At 62.7% G+C, this 22,172-nt stretch carries 22 protein-coding genes; 12 read left to right on the top strand and 10 right to left on the bottom strand.

What is annotated here, in order from left to right; genetic code table 11:
• Positions 1 to 91: 91 nt before the first annotated feature.
• On the bottom strand, positions 92 to 466 hold the full coding sequence (locus V1289_RS14590) for a response regulator (RefSeq protein WP_334397588.1): 375 nt from the start codon (positions 464 to 466) through the stop codon (positions 92 to 94).
• Between the two features lie 93 nt (positions 467 to 559).
• On the bottom strand, positions 560 to 1,429 hold the full coding sequence (locus V1289_RS14585; RefSeq protein WP_334397587.1) for an MJ0042-type zinc finger domain-containing protein: 870 nt from the start codon (positions 1,427 to 1,429) through the stop codon (positions 560 to 562).
• A gap of 196 nt (positions 1,430 to 1,625) precedes the next feature.
• Between V1289_RS14585 and ftsE the strand changes: the two genes are divergently transcribed.
• The 4 genes from ftsE to V1289_RS14565 all read left to right on the top strand — a co-directional run bounded on the left by ftsE (position 1,626) and on the right by V1289_RS14565 (position 4,867).
• Entirely contained in the window at positions 1,626 to 2,285 is a 660-nt protein-coding gene (gene ftsE / locus V1289_RS14580) for a cell division ATP-binding protein FtsE (protein ID WP_074270991.1), read from the top strand.
• 18 nt (positions 2,286 to 2,303) lie between these two features.
• The gene (locus tag V1289_RS14575; protein WP_334397586.1) at positions 2,304 to 3,275 is read left to right on the top strand and encodes a cell division protein FtsX; all 972 of its coding nucleotides are present in this window, start codon (positions 2,304 to 2,306) and stop codon (positions 3,273 to 3,275) included.
• 74 nt (positions 3,276 to 3,349) lie between these two features.
• The gene (locus V1289_RS14570) at positions 3,350 to 4,069 is read left to right on the top strand and encodes a YdcF family protein (RefSeq protein WP_334397585.1); all 720 of its coding nucleotides are present in this window, start codon (positions 3,350 to 3,352) and stop codon (positions 4,067 to 4,069) included.
• 24 nt (positions 4,070 to 4,093) lie between these two features.
• Complete coding sequence (locus tag V1289_RS14565) at positions 4,094 to 4,867, top strand: lysophospholipid acyltransferase family protein (protein WP_334397584.1); 774 nt, start codon at positions 4,094 to 4,096, stop codon at positions 4,865 to 4,867.
• Between the two features lie 129 nt (positions 4,868 to 4,996).
• Here V1289_RS14565 and V1289_RS14560 read toward each other — a convergent pair whose 3' ends face one another.
• Positions 4,997 to 5,431 carry a VF_A0006 family four-cysteine protein gene (locus V1289_RS14560; RefSeq protein WP_334397583.1) on the bottom strand — a complete coding sequence of 145 codons (435 nt, stop codon included), beginning with the start codon at positions 5,429 to 5,431 and terminating at the stop codon, positions 4,997 to 4,999.
• Positions 5,432 to 5,740: 309 nt separating this feature from the next.
• Between V1289_RS14560 and V1289_RS14555 the strand changes: the two genes are divergently transcribed.
• Positions 5,741 to 6,790: a malate/lactate/ureidoglycolate dehydrogenase gene (locus tag V1289_RS14555; RefSeq protein ID WP_334397582.1), complete on the top strand. Its 1,050-nt coding sequence runs from the start codon at positions 5,741 to 5,743 to the stop codon at positions 6,788 to 6,790.
• Between the two features lie 135 nt (positions 6,791 to 6,925).
• Here V1289_RS14555 and groL read toward each other — a convergent pair whose 3' ends face one another.
• Positions 6,926 to 8,575 (bottom strand): chaperonin GroEL, encoded by a 1,650-nt coding sequence (gene groL / locus V1289_RS14550; protein ID WP_334397581.1) that lies wholly within the window; start codon positions 8,573 to 8,575, stop codon positions 6,926 to 6,928.
• A 140-nt stretch (positions 8,576 to 8,715) separates the two neighbouring features.
• Positions 8,716 to 9,033, bottom strand: coding sequence for a co-chaperone GroES (locus tag V1289_RS14545; RefSeq protein WP_212467583.1), 318 nt, complete (start codon positions 9,031 to 9,033; stop codon positions 8,716 to 8,718).
• Between the two features lie 254 nt (positions 9,034 to 9,287).
• Here V1289_RS14545 and V1289_RS14540 point away from each other — a divergent pair, with 254 nt between their 5' ends.
• From V1289_RS14540 to V1289_RS14525, 4 genes are all read left to right on the top strand, one after another.
• Complete coding sequence (locus V1289_RS14540) at positions 9,288 to 9,572, top strand: usg protein (protein WP_074273463.1); 285 nt, start codon at positions 9,288 to 9,290, stop codon at positions 9,570 to 9,572.
• 561 nt (positions 9,573 to 10,133) lie between these two features.
• Positions 10,134 to 11,801 (top strand): hypothetical protein, encoded by a 1,668-nt coding sequence (locus tag V1289_RS14535; RefSeq protein WP_334397580.1) that lies wholly within the window; start codon positions 10,134 to 10,136, stop codon positions 11,799 to 11,801.
• 280 nt (positions 11,802 to 12,081) lie between these two features.
• The gene (locus tag V1289_RS14530; RefSeq protein ID WP_334397579.1) at positions 12,082 to 13,830 is read left to right on the top strand and encodes an adenylate/guanylate cyclase domain-containing protein; all 1,749 of its coding nucleotides are present in this window, start codon (positions 12,082 to 12,084) and stop codon (positions 13,828 to 13,830) included.
• Between the two features lie 232 nt (positions 13,831 to 14,062).
• The gene (locus tag V1289_RS14525) at positions 14,063 to 14,329 is read left to right on the top strand and encodes a hypothetical protein (protein WP_334397578.1); all 267 of its coding nucleotides are present in this window, start codon (positions 14,063 to 14,065) and stop codon (positions 14,327 to 14,329) included.
• Between the two features lie 264 nt (positions 14,330 to 14,593).
• On the opposite strand, the gene V1289_RS14520 is transcribed toward V1289_RS14525, so the two are convergent.
• On the bottom strand, positions 14,594 to 15,223 hold the full coding sequence (locus V1289_RS14520; protein WP_334397577.1) for a hypothetical protein: 630 nt from the start codon (positions 15,221 to 15,223) through the stop codon (positions 14,594 to 14,596).
• A 738-nt stretch (positions 15,224 to 15,961) separates the two neighbouring features.
• Entirely contained in the window at positions 15,962 to 16,567 is a 606-nt protein-coding gene (locus V1289_RS14515) for a gamma-glutamylcyclotransferase (RefSeq protein WP_334397576.1), read from the bottom strand.
• A 232-nt stretch (positions 16,568 to 16,799) separates the two neighbouring features.
• On the opposite strand from V1289_RS14515, the gene V1289_RS14510 reads away from it, so the two are divergent.
• The 3 genes from V1289_RS14510 to V1289_RS14500 all read left to right on the top strand — a co-directional run bounded on the left by V1289_RS14510 (position 16,800) and on the right by V1289_RS14500 (position 19,128).
• Entirely contained in the window at positions 16,800 to 17,987 is a 1,188-nt protein-coding gene (locus tag V1289_RS14510) for a DUF2125 domain-containing protein (RefSeq protein ID WP_334397575.1), read from the top strand.
• Between the two features lie 196 nt (positions 17,988 to 18,183).
• Entirely contained in the window at positions 18,184 to 18,417 is a 234-nt protein-coding gene (locus V1289_RS14505; RefSeq protein ID WP_334397574.1) for a hypothetical protein, read from the top strand.
• A gap of 192 nt (positions 18,418 to 18,609) precedes the next feature.
• Complete coding sequence (locus V1289_RS14500; protein WP_334397573.1) at positions 18,610 to 19,128, top strand: hypothetical protein; 519 nt, start codon at positions 18,610 to 18,612, stop codon at positions 19,126 to 19,128.
• A gap of 45 nt (positions 19,129 to 19,173) precedes the next feature.
• On the opposite strand, the gene V1289_RS14495 is transcribed toward V1289_RS14500, so the two are convergent.
• From V1289_RS14495 to V1289_RS14485, 3 genes are read right to left on the bottom strand one after another with little or no spacing between them, the layout of a single operon-like run.
• The gene (locus V1289_RS14495; protein ID WP_309182007.1) at positions 19,174 to 20,127 is read right to left on the bottom strand and encodes a prephenate/arogenate dehydrogenase family protein; all 954 of its coding nucleotides are present in this window, start codon (positions 20,125 to 20,127) and stop codon (positions 19,174 to 19,176) included.
• A complete protein-coding gene (gene hisC, locus V1289_RS14490; protein ID WP_334397572.1) occupies positions 20,124 to 21,233 on the bottom strand; it encodes a histidinol-phosphate transaminase in 1,110 nt (369 codons plus the stop codon). The genes V1289_RS14495 and hisC overlap by 4 nt, the downstream gene beginning before the upstream one ends.
• Positions 21,234 to 21,263: 30 nt before the next feature.
• Positions 21,264 to 22,112: a chorismate mutase gene (locus tag V1289_RS14485; RefSeq protein ID WP_309182009.1), complete on the bottom strand. Its 849-nt coding sequence runs from the start codon at positions 22,110 to 22,112 to the stop codon at positions 21,264 to 21,266.
• Positions 22,113 to 22,172 lie beyond the last annotated feature (60 nt).

The raw sequence follows: 22,172 nt of genomic DNA, 5'->3' as shown, positions 1-22,172 counted from the left end.
GCCCGCCGCCGTCATTGCGAGGAGCCAACGGGGCCGGCCGAGGCCGGACCCGTTGGCTCCTCGCAATGACGAGTTGAGTAGCGTCGTTCCGCTACCCCTTCCTCGCCGCCAGCGCATCCGCCACCGCGGTGCGGATATCCGCCACCGAGAACGGTTTTGTCACGACGTCATGCACGATCGCATCGAGGCCGGAGGCGCGTTCGCGCTGGGCGGCAAAGCCGGTCATCAGCAGAATCGTCAGCTTCGGAAAATCGCGCGCCGCCGCCAGCGCCAGCGCGATCCCGTCCATCACCGGCATCTGGATATCGGTGAGCAGCAGATCGAAGGCGCCGTTTTCGCGGGTCAAAATCTCCAGCGCTTCGGCGCCGTCTTCCGCGGTGACCGTCTGGTGGCCGTCCATGGCGATGGCGCGCGCCACCAACAGGCGCATCGAGTCTTCATCGTCGGCGATCAGCACGCGTGGCATGGAATGTTATCTCTCGCGCGCTCGAAAACGCTCTATTAATTGACGCGTTTTCTTGACGCGAACCGGGGGTCCACTTCGCTCGAAAACGCTATGTTAGGCGTGGCCGCCGGCCAAATCCCGCTTGTTGAAGAATCGTACATCGATATTGCGGCCTTCGGGCGGCGGCGAGGCGAGCCGCGACTTGAAAAACGCTCGTTCGCCGGGCTGCAGCACCGCCTGTTCGAGCACCGCGTTCCAGGCATAGATTTCCGCGCCCTGGGCGTCGCGGACCGAAAAGCGCAGCCGCGGCAGTTCGACCGGCTTGCGGGTCTCGCCGACGATCACGCCTTCGATCACCAGCACCGGCTTGCCTTCGACGGTTTCGTTGCTGATCTTGATGTCCTTGAACGCCAGCCCGCGCAGGTTCACGTCCAGCCCCACCATCCGGTAGAACGTCGCGGTCTGCGGCAAAAGGCGCACCACGTCGGCGCGCCAGATCACCAGCGCCAGCAGCAGCGCGCCCATCGCGGCACAGGCGGTGGGCAGGCCGACCACCGGCATGAAGGGAATGCGGGGCAATGCGGGCAGCCGGAACAGCCGGGCCAGTCGCGACGCGTGCGTCGAAACGACCTCCTCATGGGCCTCGGCGTCTTCCCGGGCGACCGACGGCCAATCGGTGCCTTCCCCGGAGCCTTCGTTCCCGTCCGGCCAGTCGGCCGAAATCGAGGGGCTGTCGACCACCGGGGTCTCCTGGCCCTCGTCCTCGCGCGCCATCGCTTCCCATTCCGCGGCAGCGTCGGCCTCGGTGGTCGATTGGCCGGCGGCGGCCATCGCCGGTGCCGGCGCCGGGATCTCGATCGCGTCCTCGAGCCGTGCCAGCCACACTTCCTTGCAACGGGAACAGCGGACCGTACGTCCGGCGGCACCGAGGCTGGCCGGATTGATGGCGTAAGATGTTGTACAATGGGGGCAAACGATGTGCATGGAGCCCGATTTCCACCTTGTCTCTCTCTCGATGCTACAATGCGACCGTTAACGAACCGGAAACCATAACCGACGCAAAACCGTTTTGCCGGGTTCGCGGCCGGGCCGGCGGGCTGCACGCCCGAGACTGTGCTCGAGGTGGCCGTTCTCAAGGTTCTGGGTTCCCGGCCACGCCCCAAATCGAACGGAGCTGAGATTGGTTCGGTTCGAAAATGTCGGATTGCGGTACGGGCTCGGCCCGGAGATTCTGCGCGACCTCTCGTTCCTGATCCCGGCCCATTCCTTCCAGTTCCTCACCGGGCCGTCGGGCGCCGGCAAGACCTCGCTGCTGCGGCTGTTGTTCCTGTCGCTGCGGCCGACCCGCGGGCTGGTCAATCTGTTCGGCCAGGACGTCTCGCTGCTCGGCAAAGACCAGGTCGCCGACCTGCGCAAGCGGATCGGCATCGTGCTGCAGGATTTTCGCCTGCTCGACCACATGACGACCTACGAAAACGTGGCGCTGCCCTTCCGCGTGATGGGCCGCGACGAATCCAGTTACCGCCGAGAAGTGATCGATCTCCTGAAATGGGTCGGCCTCGGCGAGCGGATGGATGCGCTGCCGCCGATCCTGTCGGGCGGCGAAAAACAACGCGCGGCGATCGCGCGCGCGGTAATCTCGCGGCCGCAGCTGTTGCTGGCGGACGAGCCGACCGGCAGCGTCGATCCGACGTTGGGACGCCGGCTGCTGCGGCTATTCATCGAATTGAACAAGTCCGGCACCGCGGTCATCATCGCGACCCACGACATCACGCTGATGGATCAGTACGAGGCGCGGCGGCTGGTGCTGCACCAGGGACGGCTGCATATCTATGAGTAGACTCGATGAGTAGACTCTATGAATAGACCCGGCAACGAGCATGCCCCGCTGGTGGACCTCGGGCACGAACGGCCGCAGCTGCCGGCGCGGGCGCGCAACATGTCGCCGATCGTGCCGCGCGCCTCGATCTCCGGCCGCGCGCTGGTCGCGGTCGTCGCCATCATGACCTTCCTCGCCTCGATCACGACCGGCACCGTGCTCCTGGTAAGCGCGTCGGCGGCGGAATGGCAGTCGGAAGTGGCCTCCGAAATCACCATTCAGGTGCGCCCTCTAGCCGGGCGCGATCTCGACCGCGACGCCGCCGCGGTCGCCGAAGCGATGCGGGGGCAGCCCGGCATCATCGAGATCCGGCCGTTCAGCAAGGACGAGTCCGCCAAACTGCTGGAACCCTGGCTCGGCAGCGGATTGTCGCTCGACGATCTGCCGGTGCCGCGCGTGATCGTCGCTCGGCTGCAGCCCGGCGCGACGCTCGACCTCGCCGCGCTGCGCGGCCGGGTGACGCAGGCCGCACCGTCCGCCACCGTCGACGATCATCGCGCCTGGATCGAGCGGATGCGCTCGATGACCGGCGCCACCGTGTTTGCCGGCATCGGTATCCTCGCGCTGGTGATTATCGCGACCATCATTTCGGTGTCGTTCGCGACACGGGGGGCGATGGCGGCGAACCGTCCGATCGTCGAGGTCTTGCATTTCGTCGGCGCCGGCGACAGCTACATCGCCAACCGCTTCCTGCGGCATTTTCTGAGATTAGGCCTCGAAGGCGGGTTGATCGGCGGCGGCGCCGCAATGCTCGGTTTCGGCTTCTCCGAATCGATCGCGGGCTGGTTCTCGGGCACCCCCGTCGGCGATCAGTTCGCCGCCCTGCTGGGGACGTTTTCGCTGCGGCCGTCGGGCTATCTGGCGCTCGCCGCCCAGGCGGTGCTGATCGCCGCAATCACGGCCTGGGCCTCGCGGCGGACGCTGTTTTCGACGCTTGACGACATCGATTGACGGCCCGAACCGGTATCCACTTCGTGCGAAAAGCGCTGTAGAATTGGCTTGGGGACGAGGATTGCCAGCATCGCATGAGTTTGCCGCCCGACGATAATTCGCCGAACGCGCCGGCCGTGCCGCCGCGCGGATGGCTGCGCGCGACCATCGTCGCTGTGCTGGCGACCCTGTTCGTCGGCGCAGGCGTCGGCTTCATCGGCTTTCTGTCGCAACTGCACGGCGTCGAAATCAAGCCGGCGCGCAATGCCGACGGCATCGTAGTCCTGACCGGCGGCTCGTCGCGGGTGTCGGATGCGATGGAATTGCTGGCCGGCGGCTACGGCAAGCGGCTGTTGATCTCGGGCGTGCATCCGACCAGTGCGGTCAGCGACATTTCCCGCTCGCTGCCCGACAACCAGTCGCTGCTGGGCTGCTGCGTCGATCTCGACCGCTCGGCGGTCAATACCAGGAGCAATGCGGCGGAGACGCGGCGCTGGGCCCGCGAGCGCGGCTTCAAGTCGCTGATCGTGGTGACATCGAATTACCATATGCCGCGTGCTATCGTCGAATTGTCGCATGCGATGCCGGATATCCAGCTTATTCCGTTCGCGGTGGTCGGCGACAAATGGCGCGACGAGCCGTGGTGGACGAGTGGTGCGACCTTCCGGCTGTTGCTATCGGAATACGCCAAATACGTCGCCGCGGAGGTCCGGGTGCGGCTGGCCGATGCCGGGCTCGATCTCGTGCCCGATTTCGCCGAACAGCCGACCGGTTCGCCAGGGCCACACCGGCCGGCGACGGCGCTTGCCAACTAATTCCTGCAACCGATCGGGTTTTCGATGGTTCTGATTTTCTTGCGTTCGTTGGTCTTCAACGTGCTGTTCTATCTGCTGTTGGTGTGTTGGCTGATCATCGCGATCCCGACCTTCCTGATGCCGCGCTGGGCGATCCTGGGCATTGCGAAATGTTGGGCCCGCAGCAGCATCTGGCTGTTGCGCGTGATCTGCAACACCAGGGTGGAGTTTCGCGGCACCGACAAGATCCCGAAGGGCCCGCTGATCGTTGCGTCCAAGCATCAGTCGATGTGGGAGACGTTCGCGCTGATGCCGTTGTTCGAGGAGCCGCTTTATATCCTCAAGCGCGACCTGACCTGGATTCCGTTCTTCGGCTGGTATCTGATCAAGGCCAACATGATCGGGATCGACCGCGACGCCGGCGCCCGCTCGCTGAAGGATATGGCCCGCCGTGCCGCCGAGGCGGTTCGGCGCGGCCGTCAACTGATCATCTTCCCCGAGGGCACGCGCAGGCCCGTCGATGCCGAGCCGCACTACAAGTCCGGCATCGGCATGATCTATGTCGACTGCGGCGTTACCTGTTTGCCGGTCGCGCTCAATTCGGGGCTGTTCTGGCCGCGCCGCACCTTCATGCGCTATCCGGGCACGCTGGTGGTCGAATTCCTCGATCCCTTGCCGCCGGGCCTCTCCCGCAAGGAATTCAACACCCGCATTGCCACCGGCATCGAGGACGCCACCAACCGGCTGGTCGAGGCGGGGCGCCGCGAGCAGGCGCAATTGTTCGGCCGGGCGAAGAGTTCGGCGCCGGCGAAGGGTTAGAGCATTTTCGAGCGAAGTGGATACCGGTTCGCGTGAAGAAAACGCGTCAAACAAGAGTCTAGAGCTTCGGTGCGTCGCGCTTTGGCCGAGCGGCCAAATCCCCGGCAGTGCAGGACAGCGGCGAACTCCTCAAGGCGGACTGGATGTGCGACATGCCGACACAATTGCCGCAGCAGCTTCATCAGCTTGGACGCCCGACAGCTGGCGCACGAGGCAAACGTAATATCCTTTGCTGCTCTCATTCAACAAGGAGTCGCCGTTGAGTGCGAGCCAATTGCAGGCGGAACGGATGAACTGAATGGCCAGGCCTGATCTCGTATCGCGGATGGCGGACAGCTCGCATTGAGCCTGTTTCTCCATGCTGGTTTGCGCGACGACCGATCCGGAGGATGAAAGAAGCGTTCCGGCCACAACGATGATGGTCAGAATGGCTGACAGTGGGTGAGCCCATCCTTTGACCCAGCCACCGGCGCACCCATCGAGAACGCCGGGGATGCGCCAACCGGTGGCTACCTCGGCGCCCGCGGGCGGGACCATCCGGCTTTCGCAGATCGTGCCGTGCACAGGCCCCTCCAGTCAGCGGCGTGACAAACTTCATCGATCGGGGGTGCCTTGACCGCACCAGTCAGACAAAGCTGACGACCGCGGGTCGTGAGAGCAAGGCGTTTGGACCTATGGCCGGAATTTGTTAGCTGGCGCGGGAGGAGTCAAGAAGAACCGTCGGCGCGCCACGGTGCGTACATCGCGATCGTTGACTCGTGTCCGCAGTCGCCGGCGAACATTCTCAATGACTGGGCTCCGCGGCTATGGTTGGTTACTTGCCGACCTTGACTGTGAAGGCGCGTGCCGGCGTGCCGCGGAACGGAGAAAAGCATGATTGTCGACCACGTCAGGCTGCGTGCGCTTGCCAACCGCATCGTCACGGCGGGTGGCAGTTCGCCTGCCGAGGCGGCCATTGTTGCCGAGCATCTGGTCGAGTCCAATCTGCGCGGCCATGACAGCCACGGCGTGGGGATGCTGGTCGCCTATGTGCGCGACCTGGAGGCCGGGACGCTGAAGGTCAACCAGACGCCGGAGATCGTGTCGGACACCGGTACCATCTCGGTATGGGATGCCCGCGCCGGCTACGGCCAGGTGGTCGCCCGCCAGGCGGTCGAATGGGCGATCGAGGCGGCGCAGAAGCATGGCGTTGCGGTGAACGGGTTGCGCAATGCGCACCATATTGGCCGCGTCGGCGCCTATGGCGAGATTGCCGCAGGAGCGGGAATGGTGGCGCTGCACTTCGTCAACGTCGCTTCGGGACCGCCACCGGTCGCGCCCTTCCGCGGCCGGGAGGGCAGGTTCCTGACCAATCCGGTCTGCATCGCGATTCCGGGTACCGATAACAACGCGCCGATCCTGCTCGATTTCGCCACCAGCCGGGTGGCCCTGGGAAAGGTGAGGGTTGCGCACAATGCCGGCAAGCCGATGCTCGACGGCGCGTTGCTCGACCACAAAGGCCAACCCACCACCGACCCCTCGGTGATGTACAGCGAGCCGCGCGGCGTGGTGTTGCCTTTCGGCGAGCACAAGGGCTCCGGATTGGCGCTCGTGTGTGAACTGTTGGCCGGGGCCATTGTCGGCTCGGCAAGTGTCACCACGCCAACGCCGCCCGAGCGCGGCATCATCAACGGCATGCTGAGCATCGTGATCGATCCCGGCAGGCTTTCGATGCGCGACAGCATGATGAGCGAGATCGACGCCATGATTTCCTGGGTGAAATCGGCCAAGCCTGCCGACCAGGATCTCCCGGTCCTGGTCGCCGGCGAGCCCGAGCGAATGGCCCGCGCCGCGCGCATCGCCGATGGCATCGAAATAGATGACACGACCTGGGCCCAGTTGTCAGCGATCGCCGAACGCTATCAGATTCGAGTGGATACCTGAGCGGGCGCAGATGGGGTAACGGGCTATGGGCTATCGTTTCTGACCGTCGTTGTCGAGATGGACGTGTAGCTAATGCAGAAAGGCCCGGCAGCGATGCCGGGCCTTTCTCATTTGAACCAGCTCTGAACGGTTGGCTTAGAAGTCCATGCCACCCATGCCGCCCATGCCGCCGCCACCCGCGGGCATGCCGCCGCCCGCGTTCTTCTTCGGCACTTCGGCCACCATGGCTTCGGTAGTGATCAGCAGCGCCGCGACCGAGGCCGCGTTCTGGATCGCGACGCGAACCACCTTGGTCGGGTCGATGATGCCCTTGGAGACAAGGTTGCCGTACTCGCCGGTCTGCGAGTCGAAGCCGTAGGAGTACTGATCCTTTTCGAGGATCTTGCCGACAATCACCGAGCCATCTTCGCCGGCGTTGATCGCGATCTGGCGGGCCGGCGCGGAAAGCGCCTTGCGCACAATATCGACGCCGGTCTTCTGGTCGTCGTTCTTGGTACGCAGCCCCTTGAGATGCTCGGAGGCACGCAGCAGCGCGACGCCGCCGCCCGGCACGATGCCTTCCTCGACCGCGGCGCGGGTCGCATGCATCGCGTCATCCACGCGGTCCTTGCGTTCCCTCACCTCGACCTCGGTCGCGCCGCCGACGCGGATCACCGCGACGCCGCCGGCGAGCTTGGCCAGACGCTCCTGCAGCTTCTCGCGGTCGTAGTCCGAGGTGGTTTCCTCGATCTGCGCCTTGATCTGCTGAACGCGGGCTTCGATGTCGGCCTTCTTGCCGGCACCGTTGACGATGGTGGTGTTCTCCTTGTCGATCATCACCTTCTTGGCGCGGCCGAGCATCTGCAGCGTGACGTTCTCGAGCTTGATGCCGAGATCTTCCGAGATCGCCTGACCGCCGGTCAGAACCGCGATGTCCTGCAGCATCGCCTTGCGGCGATCGCCGAAGCCCGGCGCCTTGACGGCGGCAACCTTGAGGCCGCCACGCAGACGGTTGACGACCAGCGTAGCAAGAGCTTCGCCTTCGACGTCTTCGGCCACGATCACCAGCGGCTTGCCGGTCTGCACGATAGCTTCCAGGAGCGGAAGAAGTTCGTTCAGGCTGGAGAGCTTCTTCTCGTAGACCAGGATGTAGGCATCGTCCATTTCAACGCGCATCTTGTCGGCGTTGGTGACGAAGTAGGGTGAGATGTAGCCGCGGTCGAACTGCATGCCTTCGACGACCTCGAGTTCGGTCTCGAGCGACTTGGCTTCTTCCACCGTGATGACGCCCTCGTTACCGACCTTCTTCATGGCGTCGGAGAGGAACTTGCCGATCTCCGCGTCACCGTTGGCCGAGATGGTGCCGACCTGGGCGATCTCCTCGTTGGAGGTGACCTTCTTGGAGTTCTTGACGAGGTCGGCGACCACGGCGTCCACCGCCAGGTCGATTCCGCGCTTCAGATCCATCGGATTCATGCCGGCGGCAACCGCCTTGGCGCCTTCGCGCACAATGGCTGCGGCCAGCACGGTCGCGGTGGTGGTGCCGTCGCCGGCAGCATCGGCCGCCTTGGAGGCCACTTCGCGCACCATCTGTGCGCCCATGTTCTCGAACTTTTCTTCAAGCTCGATTTCCTTGGCGACGGTGACGCCATCCTTGGTGATGCGGGGAGCGCCGAACGACTTGTCGAGCACGACGTTGCGGCCCTTCGGACCGAGCGTGACCTTCACCGCGTTGTTGAGAATTTCGACGCCGCGCAGCATCCTGTCGCGGGCGTCGACGCCGAATTTGACTTCTTTGGCTGACATAATGATCTCCGTTTTCAACTCGTCAGATCCCGAGGTCCGCGCCACTGGGCGGGTTCTTGAGGGATGAGATTTGGACGGGCCTCTTCCTTCGAGACGCCGGCTGCGCCGGCTCCTCAGGATGAGGGAATGGGCTAAAGCGCTTAAGCGGCCTTCTTCTTGGCGGCGGGAACGTCGGTGAGGACGCCCATGATGTCGCTTTCCTTCATGATCAGCAGTTCCTGACCATCGAGCTTGACCTCGGTGCCGGACCATTTGCCGAACAGCACGCGGTCGCCGACCTTGAGATCGATCGGGATGAGCTTGCCGGCTTCGTCGCGGCCACCCGGGCCGACAGCGACGATTTCGCCCTGCGAGGGCTTTTCCTTGGCACTGTCCGGAATGATGATGCCGCCTGCGGTTTTCTCTTCGGCATCGATGCGTTTGACCACGACGCGGTCGTGGAGCGGACGGAATTTCATGCGATCCTCCTTGGCTTTTGTGATTATTTCTGGATTGGCAGTCGCGATGAACGAGTGCTAGCCGCTCTTCACATACGCCTGTGACACCGGGGCGCAAGGGCTTTCGCCCACGATGTTTGAGGAGGAACGCCTGCGGCGATTGCTAGCAGGCGAAGGAACATGCTGCTAATGCGTTGATTACTATGACCTATTGAACGTTTTCGTTCCTGGCGAATTGAGAATCATGCAACTGTCTTGATTGGCTGGAGGTTGCCATGGTCGAGAAAGATGCGGTTTCCAGGGATTTCAGGAAGCAGGTCTTGGGCTACGGACTGACGACAGCGGAAATCGTTTATCGCCGTCCGGATCGTCGCTGGTTGCTGCAAACTTACGTCTGGCAGGACTACGATATGTTTCCGGATTTCCCGGTCTTGAAGGATTTCCTCGCGTTCTGGGAAACAAAGCTCGAAGGCCCGCTGTTTGCAGTCACCGTCGCGCACTCAAAACTGATCAAGCCTGCCGAACTACGCGCCGTGGACGGAGTCTTCCGGCTGCATTAACGCGAGGGCTCAGAGCTTTGGGGTGATCTCTGCCGCTCATGCGCAAATTGCTTTCGGGAAATTCACTCTCTTCAAGCGGGCCAGTTCAGCGAGATCACAATCCCGCATTTTCTGCTCGCCGGCGACGACGAGGTAATCGAATAAGTGCGTGGAAGTGGACGCCAGGTGTCAGCGGCGTAGATTGGGTAACGGGCTGATGCGTTCTCCTCAGCGTCTCACTCAAGAACAGGAAGCGATCATGAATTCCGGTATTTGCCGGTGAATGTCAGCTCACCGGAGAATATCGGAAGTGACGCGCGCCGCGAATGTCAGCTTACCCGGCGGCGCTCCCGACAATATCCTGGATGATCCCACAACCAATCGCCTCGAACCTCGGACTCCCCTCAAACCTTCCACATCCATTCGCGTCGCGTTCTTATGACTGTAATGGAGCACAGGCAGGGTCCCTTTCGCCCTGGAGCAGCAAGCATTGCTGCTGGCGAAGCATGGGAGGTTGCGATGAATGGTGCAGGATCGCGTTTTCTAGCCCAGATGCCGGTTTTTCAACCGGGTTTGGCAGTAATGGTCGTTTTATCGGGCGTCGCGGGAGCCACGGTTGCTCTTGCTGACGACGATGGTGTTCAATTCAGGCCGGGAAATTTGCTGGTCAGCCGCTCCGTATACGACAACAATCCGGCAAATGTCGCGGTGGGGACACAACTGCCGCCCAACTGCGTCGCGCCCAATTGCGTGGCCGCGACGAACGACGGCTCTTATCCGTATGTCTGGAACAATTCGCTCGTTGACGGCAGCTTCGGCGTCACCGCGAAAATCGTGCTCGATCAACTCAAGCCGTCCGGCGAGTTGATCAATTCGCTCGAAGTGCCCAACAGCGCGGACCGGGGTCCCCTGACCAAGGATCAGATGGTGACCAGCTTTCCATCCAAATCCGAGATCGCGCTTAACCTTTCGACCGACGGCCGGGTCGTGACGTTCATGGGATACCTTGCGCCCGTCGATGCCCTCGATGTTTCGAATTCCAACACGGCTGCGGTGGTCGATCCCACCAACCCCGTTCCCGGAAGCAATTACCGCGTGGTTGCAGAAGTTGACGAACATGGTCGGTTTCGCTTCACGAAAACCAATGCATATAGTGGCAACAACGGACGTGCCGCGATCCTGAACGACAAGGACGGAGCGCACATTGTCTACACGGCGGGCAACGCCGGCAACGGCGCAAATCCTCAGCCAAACGGGATCATTATCGGTGCCGGATTGCAAATCCTGACCGTGGAACGGAATGCACTCGTCGCGCAAAACCCGGGCCTGCCGACGCCGGTCGGCAGCTTCAACATCACGCAACTGGGGCTGACCGCGGACAAGATCGGCAAAGACACCAATTTCCGGGGCCTCTCGATCTTCAACAACGTCATCTATACCACCAAGGGCAGCGGCGGTAACGGCATCAACACGGTCTACTTCATCGATGCGACCGGCTTCGATGCGAACGGCAGGCCGCTGGCATGCCCGAACGGCGTCGGCGTACCGAAGGCGATCGCAAGCCTGCCTGCGACGCCGATCCCTTACGACGCTTCACAGCTGCAGACGAAGGGGGTCGTCCCCTACAACATGTGCATCCTTGCGGGCCTCCCGACGAATTTGGCGAAAAAAGCGACGTCGTTCCCGTTCGGAGTCTGGTTCGCCGATGCGAAGACGCTCTACGTCACCGACGAAGGCGACGGCACCAACAGCTTTGATCCGGCTTCCGGCAAGTACAAGGCGGCCGCCGCGCAAACCGGCGCGGGACTGCAGAAATGGGTGTTCGACGCCAACCTCCGCGCGTGGAAACTGGCCTACGTACTGCAGGCCGGGTTGAACCTTGGCGTGCCATACACGGTGACGGATTATCCGAGCGGCCAAAATCCCAAGACCGGCCTTCCCTGGTCGCCCGCCAGCGACGGCCTTCGGAACATCATGGGGCGCGTCAATCGCGATGGTACCGCAACGATCTGGGCGATCACCTCGACCGTCAGTGGCAACGGCGACCAGGGTGCTGATCCGAATCAACTGGTCATGATCAGGGATAAACTAGCTGCAACCAGCCTTCCCGCGGGCGAAACTTTCACGGTGATTCGAACGGCGCGCTTTGGCGAAGTCCTCCGTGGCGTTTCGTTTACGCCAGGAACTGATCGCGATCATCTGCCCGACGATCACGATCACGATCACGATCGGCACGCCGATGCCGACTGACAATCAACGGGCTCGTGCAGTCAACGGTCAGCCGGCACAAAACTGGCGGCCGACCGTTGACGTCGATCACTGCCGCCGCGGCACGATCGGCCGCGATACGGGCAATTCGCTCGGCGAATGACCCAGAGCGCACGCGTTACCCCGGCCAAGCTGGCTGTTCGGGTGGTATCCGAAGACAAACGGCGCTAGGATCGGAAAGTTACGCGCGGCGCTGCGATTTTGTGTGCATTTTTCGAAATGGCCGCGCCAACGCGGCGCGTTATAGCGAGGAGGGCAATCCTTGGCTCGCAATCCCTTCGCGCGTCGGCTCGTTGCGGTCTTTGCGGCCGATGTTGCCGGTTACAGCCGATTGACCGGCGCGGACGAAGAAGGCACGCACGTAAGGCTGAGGGAACATCTGCAGGGCTTGGTTGCCCCAAATATTGCTGCCCATCGCGGGGCTATTGTCAAAAATACCGGTGACGGACTGCTCGCCGAGTTCGACAGCGTTATGGATGCGGTACGTTGCGCAGTCGATATTCAGCGTAGCATGGCCGAACGCAATGCGGACGTACCACCGGATCAGCGCATAGAATTCAGGATCGGCATCAATGTCGGCGACGTGATCGAGGATGCTGGCGATATATTTGGCGACGCGGTCAATGTGGCGGCTCGCCTCGAAGGCATCGCGGATCCGGGCGGTATTTGTCTTTCCGACGATGCTTACCGGCATGTACGGCACAAACTCGACGACGTCTCCTTTGAAGATGCCGGCGAACAGAAGCTCAAGAACATCGAACATCCGATCCGCGTTATCAGAGTTAGGGATCGCGGCGTCGCCGCAGAAAAAAGACCCGCCTTGGTGCTGGCGGACAAGCCCTCGATTGCCGTCTTGCCTTTCCAGAACATGAGCGGCGATCCGGAGCAGGAGTATTTCGCCGACGGGATGGTGGAAGAGATCATCACGGCGCTGAGCCGCACCCGCTGGCTCTTTGTCATCGCGCGCAACTCGAGCTTCACCTACAAAGGTCGTGCCGTGGACGTGAAGCAGGTCGGTCGCGAACTTGGCGTTCGCTATGTATTGGAGGGTTCCATCCGGAAGGCGGGAAATCGCGTGCGCATCACCTGCCAACTGATCGACGCGGTCAGCGACGCTCATCTCTGGGCCGACCACTTTGATGGCTCGCTCAATGATGTTTTCGATCTTCAGGACAAGATCGCCATTGGCGTAGCCGGTGTCATTGAGCCCGCGGTAGTCGCGGCTGAAATTCGTCGCTCAATTCAACGTCAGACCACCGACCTCACGGTGTACGACCTCTATCTCCGCGCCCGCGCCGACGCCATGTCGTGGGAAAGACTCCGATTGCTCCACGCACTTGATCTGCTCCAGCACGCGCTGGAGCTTGACCCCTGCTACGGACCGGCCCTCGTCCTGGCAGCCAGCTGCCGCCAAAACCTTGATTTGAACGGCTGGACCGAGGACCCGGAAAGGGAACGCCAGCAAAGTGTCGACCTTGCTCGCCGTGCGATTCGTGCTTCCGGCGATGACCCCTATGTTCTCGCCGAGGCGGCGTTCGTGATCGGCTACTTCGAGAGCGATATCGATCCAGCGATCGTTCTGATCGACCGCTCTCTCGAGCTCAATCCGAGCTCCGCAATTGCCTGGTTCCGGAGCGGATGGCTCAGGCTCTGGGCCGGACAAATCAACCTCGGCATCGAGCACTTCGAAAACTCTCTGCGCTTTAATCCGCTGCGGCCAGCCCCGCCGTCGCTTGGGATCGCGATCGGTCACTTTTTCGCTGGCCACCTGGAACGAGCGGCGGCGATGCTACGCCTCTCGCTGCAGGAAAACCCGACTTGGCCGCCGTGCTACCGCTTTCTGGCCTCCTGTTGCGCACATCTGGGGCGCCTCGACGAGGCGCGAGCGATCGTCGACCGCCTGCGGGATATCACGCCTTCGGTGATTCCGGGGGCCAAACACTGGCGCGTCCCGGAGCAGCGAGAGTTCTTCCTGGAGGGCCTGCGCTTGGCTGCGGGCGAAACGAAATGATCGACAGCGCTATGCGGCCAATGGGCTGTCGTCTCTCAGAGTTCTGTGGCCCTGAGCCGCCGCAAAGGACTCATGGCCTCGTCGGTCATGGGGATGCTCCCACCAATCTCGCGCGGTGGAGCATTGGCGGCGTCGACAATGAATCCGCATGGCTGAGAACGCCGTCAATTTCAAGCCGGAATGATTTCTGTCGAAATCCGTAGTTCTCCGGATTTTTCGGTGGGAGGAAGTGTTGCTATTCACTGACCGTTGGTTGCCTGAATTGCTTTCATTTTCGCATTCCGCGATAACGAGACTTCGCCCAAGTAAATCTCATAAGGCCAACATCGATGTCCCGCGCAGAGCGCGGGCGACGCGTGGTGCATTTAATTTTCGGGTATCAAAACCCACCAATCGATACGAAGGGCAGGCGCGCGATGCGCAAGGCAATCATCTCAACGGCGTCAATTTTGGCGCTCGCTCTCGCTGGTTCAGCTTTCTGGCCGACAGTACAGCCTGATGTCGAGCGCTCGGGAGACAGCGTTTACGAGACGATTTGGGTATGGCGCGTTCCCGCTTACGCAAACAATCCGTCTTGGCGCGTTCGGTGGAGTTGGAGCGATCCACTTCGGGCGCAGGCGAGATGTTGCCGCGTACTGTAACGAGCTGATTTCGTACGGGGCGAAGATTTGCCACGACTGGCGCGGAGCCGTGCGATATTTCGGACTTCGCGCTGCGGGCAGGCTCCACTGAGACGAGACCGAAAAACGGCGTCCGCGCGACCTCAGCGCGAGATGACGTGCGATCCGGAAGGCCATTCGCGTTGACCTCTCACCGGGCTCGCGCCGATTTCCCATCCGGCGCCGCCCCAGATCGTGTCTACCGCCCCGAGCTCGCCTGCGGCGTCACGAACAAAAAATATGTTTGGCACAGCGTTGGTCTGCAACGCACCGTCTTCACCGTTCGCCTGGAGTTTTAGGAAGCACCAAACGTCGGCGAGACGAGTCTCATAGCGATCATGGAGTTCGGCGATGAGTTGGTTATCGCTTGATGCTTTGTTCAAGACATGAATTTGAAATGCCACGTCATTTGTATCGTCTTCGATCTTGACGGCGAAGCGGCGCACGAAAGTCGCGCCAAGCCACGAAATCTTGACTTCCGCCGCAGTTGACGTGTTCTCCCTGAATCGTTGGCTGGCGATGAATTTGTGAGAAATCGCAGCCGTTACCGAAGAATCCGCCGAAGGATCTGCTGGTTCCACCGGAGTTGCACGCCGGGAACAGCTAACGTTGGTACCTGCACCTAAGGCGGTGGAGTTGGCAGCCGGTTCGTTCTCTATCGCGGCGAGGCGGGCGTTTCCGGCTGTGAGCAAGAGCAAAGTTGAGCAAAGGACTTGACCAAGCCGACGACGCATTTTGGTTTCTCCGAGTTTGATAAGACAAGGTAAACCGAACGTCAGTTATGTAAATAATGAAATTAACCTTTGGTTAAGGATAAACAATACATAAAATGGTAGATAATATTATGATGAATACTTCAAAACAAAGCAATCTATATTTGTATGCAACTCGTATTAGCTCCGGATGCACGGCTCGCAAATGTCGTGTCGCGCGTCATTCGGCGAACTCGTTTCGCTGAGCGCATCGCGCTTGCGAACCAGAAGCGGGATCATTCTGGATGCACATTACGCTCGGCGACATCGCCCCATTGAGCAGGCGCACTACTATAATGGCCGTGATGAGCAAGGCGTTCCGAACGTCGCCTAAATCCCAAAGACGACTGAACTGACGGAACGGCCGTTCGACGAGGTCGATGAGGCTCTTGCTTAACGAGGGTAAAGGCGATGGCGCGAAGCACACATCAGATACGTCTCCCCGCTTGGAAGATACGCTCCCGGTATGATGCACTGTTGCGAGCGGTTTGAACTTGTGAGGTCATAGGTTAGGGCCTCTTTCGTTGGTGGCCTCTTTGTTTAGACTAACTTGATGACGCCGTTTGGCACTTAGCCTCAACTAGCGCGCTGCGGCGACGTGTCCGGAGTTGAAGGTAATCCGGACTCAAGACTGACGGTTTCGACCGGACGCTCCAAGCCCGAGGCGACGTCCGATCGATCTCGTGGGTAAGAGTGGACACCAGGCGTCGGATTCATCCACTAGGGCGCTTCCCGCTCGCCCTGGCGGAGCGGGTGCAGCGGATGCGCGTCGTGCAGCATCATGGCGAGCTGATGCAATTGCGTGTCGCGAAAGCCCGCGGCCTCGATCGCTTTCACGGTCGCGAGCACATAGTCGCGGTTGACGCCGGACTGGCCGTGGCCCTGCTGCACGTGGCGCAGTTGCTCCGCCAGCGACAGCCGTCCGGCATATTGCACATGGCCGCGATCGACCACATAGGCCAGCGCGCTGACGCGTTGCCGCGTCTCGTTCTCCAGCCACAGCGAGCGTGTCACCTCGCGATAGACCGAGGTGACCTGCTCGCGTTCGCGCAAATAGGCGACGGTTGCGGCGCGGTTCTTCTCGGCGACCCGGAAGGCGATGCCGCGGCAGGCGCCGCCGCGATCGAGCCCGAGCACCAGGCCCGGCTTTTCCGGCGTCCCGCGGTGGACGAACGAGTAAACGCAGAGCGCGCGATGCTCCCCGATCAGCCGCGCCGGGACCTGTTCGAGGAATTCGAAGCCCGGACGCCACATCAGCGAGCCATAGCCGAACACCCACAGGTCGCCTTCGGAGAATTCCGTCTCGGGCAAGGTAATCGTCGACATTGCGCGCACGGCTATCAGAAGCGCAAGGCAAAACGAAGCAAATTCAGCGGCTTTTGCTGCCGGGGCAGAGCGTTTTCGAGCGAAAGCCTGCCCCGCACTTGATGCGGGGTGGATACCGGTTCGCGTTAAGAAAACCCGTCAAAACGAGAATTCAGAGCCTCGGTTCTGATACAATCAGAACCGAGGCTTTGGTCGCTTACATTTGACAAAATCGTCAGCCAAAGGACGCCGCATGCCTGACATGTCCCCCGCGCCGCGCCGGCGCCCGCTTTGGCGCCTTTTCCTCATGCCCGCTCTGCTCGTGGTTGCAGCCTGCGCCTGGAGCGGATTCTGGTTCTATGCGGCTTCCGAGGTCGGCGTGCGCGCCGACGCCTGGCGGGCCCAGGAAGCCAAATCCGGCCGGGTCTATGATTGCGGCAACCGCTCCGTCGCCGGCTTCCCGTTCCGCCTCGAAGTCCGCTGCGACGATGCCAGCGTGGCGTTGCTGTCGCAGACCGCGGGATCGCAGGCGCCGTTTACGGCCAAGCTCGGCGAAATCCTGGTGGTGGCGCAAATCTACGATCCGAAATTGCTGATCGCCGAATTCAAGGCGCCGGCCACCATATCCGAGCGGGGCCAGCCGCCGTCGATGATGGTGAACTGGAGCAAGGGCCGCAGCAGCGTGGTCGGGCTGCCCGCGGTGCCGCAGCGTGTCTCGCTGGTGTTCGACGAGCCCGCGATCGATCGCATCAAAGGATCGGTGCAGACGCCGCTCGCCCGCGCCAGGAATGTCGAGCTGCATGGCCGCATCGCCGAGGGCTCGCCGGCGGATCACCCCTTGATCGAAACTGTGTTGCAGATCGCCGGCGGCAGCGTGCAGGAGGTGCATCCGCTGCTCGCAGCGCCCTTCGATGCCGATGTGCGCACGAAGCTCAGCGGCTTGAAGGATTTTTCGCCAAAACCCTGGCCCGAGCGGTTTCGCGAAATCCAGGCCGTGGGCGGCCATGTCGAGATCGTGCAGTCGCGAATCCAGCAGGGCGACCTGATCGCAGTTGCCGCCGGCACGCTGGGCCTCAATGCCAGCGGCCGGATCGAAGGCGAATTACAGATGACGGTCGCCGGTATCGAGAAGGTGATTCCCGCGCTCGGCATCGAGAAGATGCTGGAACAGGGCGTGCCGCAGGCAACGCTCGATCGCGTCGCGCCCGGCGTCAAGAGCCAGGACATCAACGGCCTGTTCGGCGCGCTCGACCGCGCGATCCCGGGGCTTGGCAAGGTCGTCAAGCAGAACGCCAGTGTCGGCGTCACCGCCGGAATCAACTCGCTCGGCAGCGAAGCGGTGCTGGAAGGCAAGAAGGCGCGGGCCTTTCCGCTGCGCTTCGTCGACGGTGCGGTGTTTCTCGGCCCGTTGAAGGTAGGGGACGTCCCGCCGCTGTTCTGAATCTTTCCGTCGACATTTCTCCATCGTCGTCCCGGCCCCCGTGCGCAATTGCTCACCAGGCCGGGCCGGCAGCCGTGACGGTAAACACCTGCTCGCCGAACCGTGATCGAAATCGCGGGAATGCCGAGGCACGAACCCCAGTCTCTCCTAGTGAAGGCCCGCACATCAGCTGCGGGTCATGCGGAGGAGGAGAGACATGACCAGGTTCAAATTGTTCGGCGCGGCCGCGGTTTTGGCGGTGTTGATTGCATCACCGGCGTCGGCGCAGGACCCGCTGGAGGCATCGGAGCCGGGGATGTGGGCGTTCTATCATCCGAACGGCGATCTCGGTAACGGATCGGCGCGGCCGGTTGCCAATGCCCACGCGATGGCGCCGCGGCTGGTCATGAGCCACCCGATCGTGACCCGGCACGTCAAACCCCGCAAGTAACCGGCGTGCCCGGATCGAAGCGGGCTCAGTCGCCCCGGCTGGAGCCCGCTTCCTTTCATTCAGACGCGGACGCGCGCGTCAAGAAATTCCAACACCCGGCCGTGAGCGAGACGTGACGCGAAATGATCGCGTGTTCGCGACTATCGATGTGCGAATGCCGCGCTCGATCCCTGCCAGAACGAGGGGTTCATCATGCCTAACGAAGGAAACCACGCGATGCAGGACTACTATCTGATCAGCCGGGCGGCGCATGTCATCGGGCGCAGCGGCCTGGCGATGGCCGGCGCGATGTGCGGGACGTTCGTGGCCGCGCAACTGGCAAAAACCGACATCGCGGCGCTCGACACGTTCGGATTCACCGCGGCGATGGTGTTGGCCGGAATGATCGCATTCTATCTCGGGATCGATATTCCCTGGCTCCCGGCCAGCGGCGCCCGCCATCCGCCGAGGGTTGAGCCGGTCGAGCTGCTCAGCGCCGCCGGCACATTCCTCGCCGCCGTGGCCGCGCTGATCTCGGTCTGTGCCATCGTGCTCGATGAAGCGCCGCACCGCGCATGGGAGCTCGTCATTGGCTCGTGGTGGCTCGTTGGCACCGCCATGCAGATCAGCGCCGGCTCGATCGCCCGCCTGCGGCTCGCTCGGAAGGCATACCCCCAGTCGTCATCACCCGCGCATGCGGGTGATCCAGTATTCCAGAGACATCAGGGATAAAACCGAGAAGCCGCGGCGTACTGGATACTTCGCATGCGCCCGCTCTCAACCCGGCTTCTTCGTCAGATGTTCATGCGGCCGGCCGAAGTCGGGCGCGGCCGAATCCTGGCCGATCTCGACGATGCCGCGGCGGATGGCGCGGGTGCGGGTAAAATGCTCGAACAGCGCTTCGCCGTCATTGCGGCGGATGGCGCGGGTGAGTTTCGACAGATCCTCGTTGAAGGTGCCGAGCATCTCCAGCACCGCGTCCTTGTTGTTCAGGAACACGTCGCGCCACATCGTGGGATCGGAGGCCGCGATACGGGTGAAATCGCGAAAGCCGCCGGCGGAGAACTTTATGACCTCCGACGACGTCACCTCTTCGAGTTCGTCGGCGGTGCCGACGATGGTGTAGGCGATCAGATGCGGCAGGTGGCTGGTGATCGCGAGCACGAGGTCATGATGATCCGGCGTCATGATCTCGACCCTGGCGCCAAGGCCGGCCCAGAACGCCCGCAGTTTTTCCACCGCGCCCGCGTCGGTGCCTTCCGGTGGCGTCAGGATGCACCAGCGGTTGATGAACAATTCCGCGAAGCCGGAATCCGGGCCGGAATGCTCGGTGCCGGCGACCGGATGCGCGGGGACGAAGTGCACACCCGGGGGAATAAACGGCGCCATTTCGCGTGCGACCGCGCCCTTGACCGAACCGACGTCGGAAACGATCGCGCCCGGCTTGAGGAAAGCCGCGATCTCCTGCGCCACCGGGCCGCAGGCGCCGACGGGAATGCAGAGGATGACGAGGTCGGCGTCTTTGACGGCTTCGGCGTTGGTCGCCACTACGCGGTCGACGATGCCGAGTTCGGCCACCCGCGCACGGGTCTTCTCCGAGCGCGCGGTCGTGACGATCTCGCCCGCAAGCCCCTGCAGCCGGGCGCCGCGCGCGATCGAGCCGCCGATCAGGCCGAAGCCGATCAGCGCGACCTTCTTGAAATGCGGCGCAGCGTTCCCGTCAACGCTCACTTGACAGCCATCCTGGCCGCCATGAAGTCGCGCAAACCGTCGACCACGAGCCGATTGGCTTCCTCGGTGCCGATGGTCATGCGCAGCGCGTGCGGCAGGCCGTAATTGTTCAGCGCGCGCAGCACCAGCCCGCGCCTGGTCAGGAACGCGTCGGCATCAGCCGACGTCCTGCCCTGCTCGAGCGGGAAATGGATCAGGATGAAATTGGCCACGCTCGGCGTCACCTTGAGGCCGAGTTTTGTCACTTCGTCCGTCAGCCAGTTGCGCCATTTTTCGGTGTGCGTCCTGGACATCTGGACATGCGCGGTGTCCTCGATCGCCGCCACCGCCGCCAGCATCGCCGGCGTCGAGACGTTGAAGGGGCCGCGAATCCGGTTGACCGCGTCGACGATGTGGGCCGGGCCGAACATCCAGCCGATCCGCAACGACGCGAGGCCGTGGATTTTCGAAAACGTGTGCGTCACCACCGTGTTCTCGGTGGTCGCCACCAGCTCGATGCCGAGCTCGTAGTCGTTGCGCGACACGTAGTCGGAATAGGCGGCGTCGAGCACCAGCAGCACGTGCTCCGGCAGGCCGGCGCGCAGCCGCTTGACCTCGTCGAACGGCAGATAGGTGCCGGTCGGGTTGTTCGGGTTGGCGAGCCAGACGAGCTTGGTGCGCGGCGTGACGCGCGCGAGGATCGCGTCGACGTCGGCGGTGAAATTGGTTTCGGGCGCGACGACGTTCCTGGCGCCGTTCGCCATCGTCGCGATCGGGTAGACCAGAAAGCCATGGGTGGTCGAGATCGCCTCGTCGCCATGGGTGAGATAGACGTGCGCGAGCAGATTGAGGATCTCGTCCGAGCCGGCGCCGCAGATGATGCGGTTCGGGTCGAGCCCGAAGGCGCGGCCGATCGCCTGGCGCAGCACCCGCGATGTGCCCTCCGGATAGTCCTCCAGATGCGCTGCGGCGTCCTTGTAGACCGCAATCGCCTTCGGCGACGGCCCGAACGGCGTCTCGTTGGCGGACAGCTTGAACACCTTGCGGCCCGGCTCCGCCACCGGGCTCTTGCCGGGCGTGTAGGGCGCAATATCGAGAATGCCGGGATTCGGCACGGGGCGGGACATCGTTAACTCCGGGGTATTTTGGGGCGGCTTTTAGGGTTTGGCTGCCCCGTTCGGGGGCACCGTATAGCGCGTTGCGTGGCTGCCGACGAGGGCCGATGAGCGCACCGAGGCGCCGGCCTCGATCAGCGCGGTTCTGATCTTTTCCAGCCCGGTGCCTGCGATCGATACCAGCAGCGCCGCGCCGTCGAAGGCGGTATCGGGGACGGCGACGATTTCGGCGAGCGGCGCGATCGCACGCGCAATATCGGCATTCCAGCCGGAGACGCGCACGCTCCAGGTCTCGACCTCGGTCACCATCGCGTTATCGGCGACGCGCGAGACCACGAACACCGGCAATGCCGCCGGATGATCGGCACGCTCGAGGAACGGCAGCCGCGCGATGATTTTTGGCGCGCCATCAGGCTCGAGGCCGATCCACCACGGCGTGCGGCTGGAGGTGGCCGAGACCAGCGCCAGATCGCCCTTCGATTTCGCCACCGCCTCGACCGCGGCCTGCGCGCTGAAATGCGCCACATAAGGCACGACGAAGCCGAAATGAAACCGCGCCGAATCCCGCATCGCGGATTCGCCGACCGAGACATCCGCATGCACCGAGAACGGCGCCTGCACATACGTGAACGTCGAGATGATGACGCGCCAGATGCTCTCGACGGTATCGATCGGGAGGATGCCGCGATGACGCTCGACCAGTCGCCGCATCATGTCGGCCTCGCGCGCCGGACGGAACGCCGAGCCGACCTCCTGGGTCTCCTTCACCTGGATCAGGCGATCGATGATATCGCCGCGCGCCATCAAGAGCTGATGGACCTGCTCGTCGATCGCGTCGATCTCTTTGCGCAGCACCGCCAGCGAGGGCGGGGCGGGGGGTGCCTTGGACATGTCGAACCCTAACGGCCGGACGGCCTGATGCCGCCGGCAAGCAAGGGCACTGATTAGGAA

Source organism: Bradyrhizobium sp. AZCC 2289, assembly GCF_036924615.1.
Classification (GTDB): domain Bacteria; phylum Pseudomonadota; class Alphaproteobacteria; order Rhizobiales; family Xanthobacteraceae; genus Bradyrhizobium.
This window is presented reverse-complemented; position numbering and strand designations above follow the sequence as displayed.

Coding starts and splice junctions, on each gene's coding strand:
- V1289_RS14590 (WP_334397588.1), bottom strand. CDS start 466: ATGCCACGCGTGCTGATCGCCGACGATGAAGACTCGATGCGCCTGTTG.
- V1289_RS14585 (WP_334397587.1), bottom strand. CDS start 1,429: ATGCACATCGTTTGCCCCCATTGTACAACATCTTACGCCATCAATCCG.
- V1289_RS14575 (WP_334397586.1), top strand. CDS start 2,304: ATGAATAGACCCGGCAACGAGCATGCCCCGCTGGTGGACCTCGGGCAC.
- V1289_RS14570 (WP_334397585.1), top strand. CDS start 3,350: ATGAGTTTGCCGCCCGACGATAATTCGCCGAACGCGCCGGCCGTGCCG.
- V1289_RS14565 (WP_334397584.1), top strand. CDS start 4,094: ATGGTTCTGATTTTCTTGCGTTCGTTGGTCTTCAACGTGCTGTTCTAT.
- V1289_RS14555 (WP_334397582.1), top strand. CDS start 5,741: ATGATTGTCGACCACGTCAGGCTGCGTGCGCTTGCCAACCGCATCGTC.
- groL (WP_334397581.1), bottom strand. CDS start 8,575: ATGTCAGCCAAAGAAGTCAAATTCGGCGTCGACGCCCGCGACAGGATG.
- V1289_RS14545 (WP_212467583.1), bottom strand. CDS start 9,033: ATGAAATTCCGTCCGCTCCACGACCGCGTCGTGGTCAAACGCATCGAT.
- V1289_RS14540 (WP_074273463.1), top strand. CDS start 9,288: ATGGTCGAGAAAGATGCGGTTTCCAGGGATTTCAGGAAGCAGGTCTTG.
- V1289_RS14535 (WP_334397580.1), top strand. CDS start 10,134: ATGGTCGTTTTATCGGGCGTCGCGGGAGCCACGGTTGCTCTTGCTGAC.
- V1289_RS14520 (WP_334397577.1), bottom strand. CDS start 15,223: ATGCGTCGTCGGCTTGGTCAAGTCCTTTGCTCAACTTTGCTCTTGCTC.
- V1289_RS14515 (WP_334397576.1), bottom strand. CDS start 16,567: ATGTCGACGATTACCTTGCCCGAGACGGAATTCTCCGAAGGCGACCTG.
- V1289_RS14510 (WP_334397575.1), top strand. CDS start 16,800: ATGCCTGACATGTCCCCCGCGCCGCGCCGGCGCCCGCTTTGGCGCCTT.
- V1289_RS14505 (WP_334397574.1), top strand. CDS start 18,184: ATGACCAGGTTCAAATTGTTCGGCGCGGCCGCGGTTTTGGCGGTGTTG.
- V1289_RS14500 (WP_334397573.1), top strand. CDS start 18,610: ATGCCTAACGAAGGAAACCACGCGATGCAGGACTACTATCTGATCAGC.
- hisC (WP_334397572.1), bottom strand. CDS start 21,233: ATGTCCCGCCCCGTGCCGAATCCCGGCATTCTCGATATTGCGCCCTAC.
- V1289_RS14485 (WP_309182009.1), bottom strand. CDS start 22,112: ATGTCCAAGGCACCCCCCGCCCCGCCCTCGCTGGCGGTGCTGCGCAAA.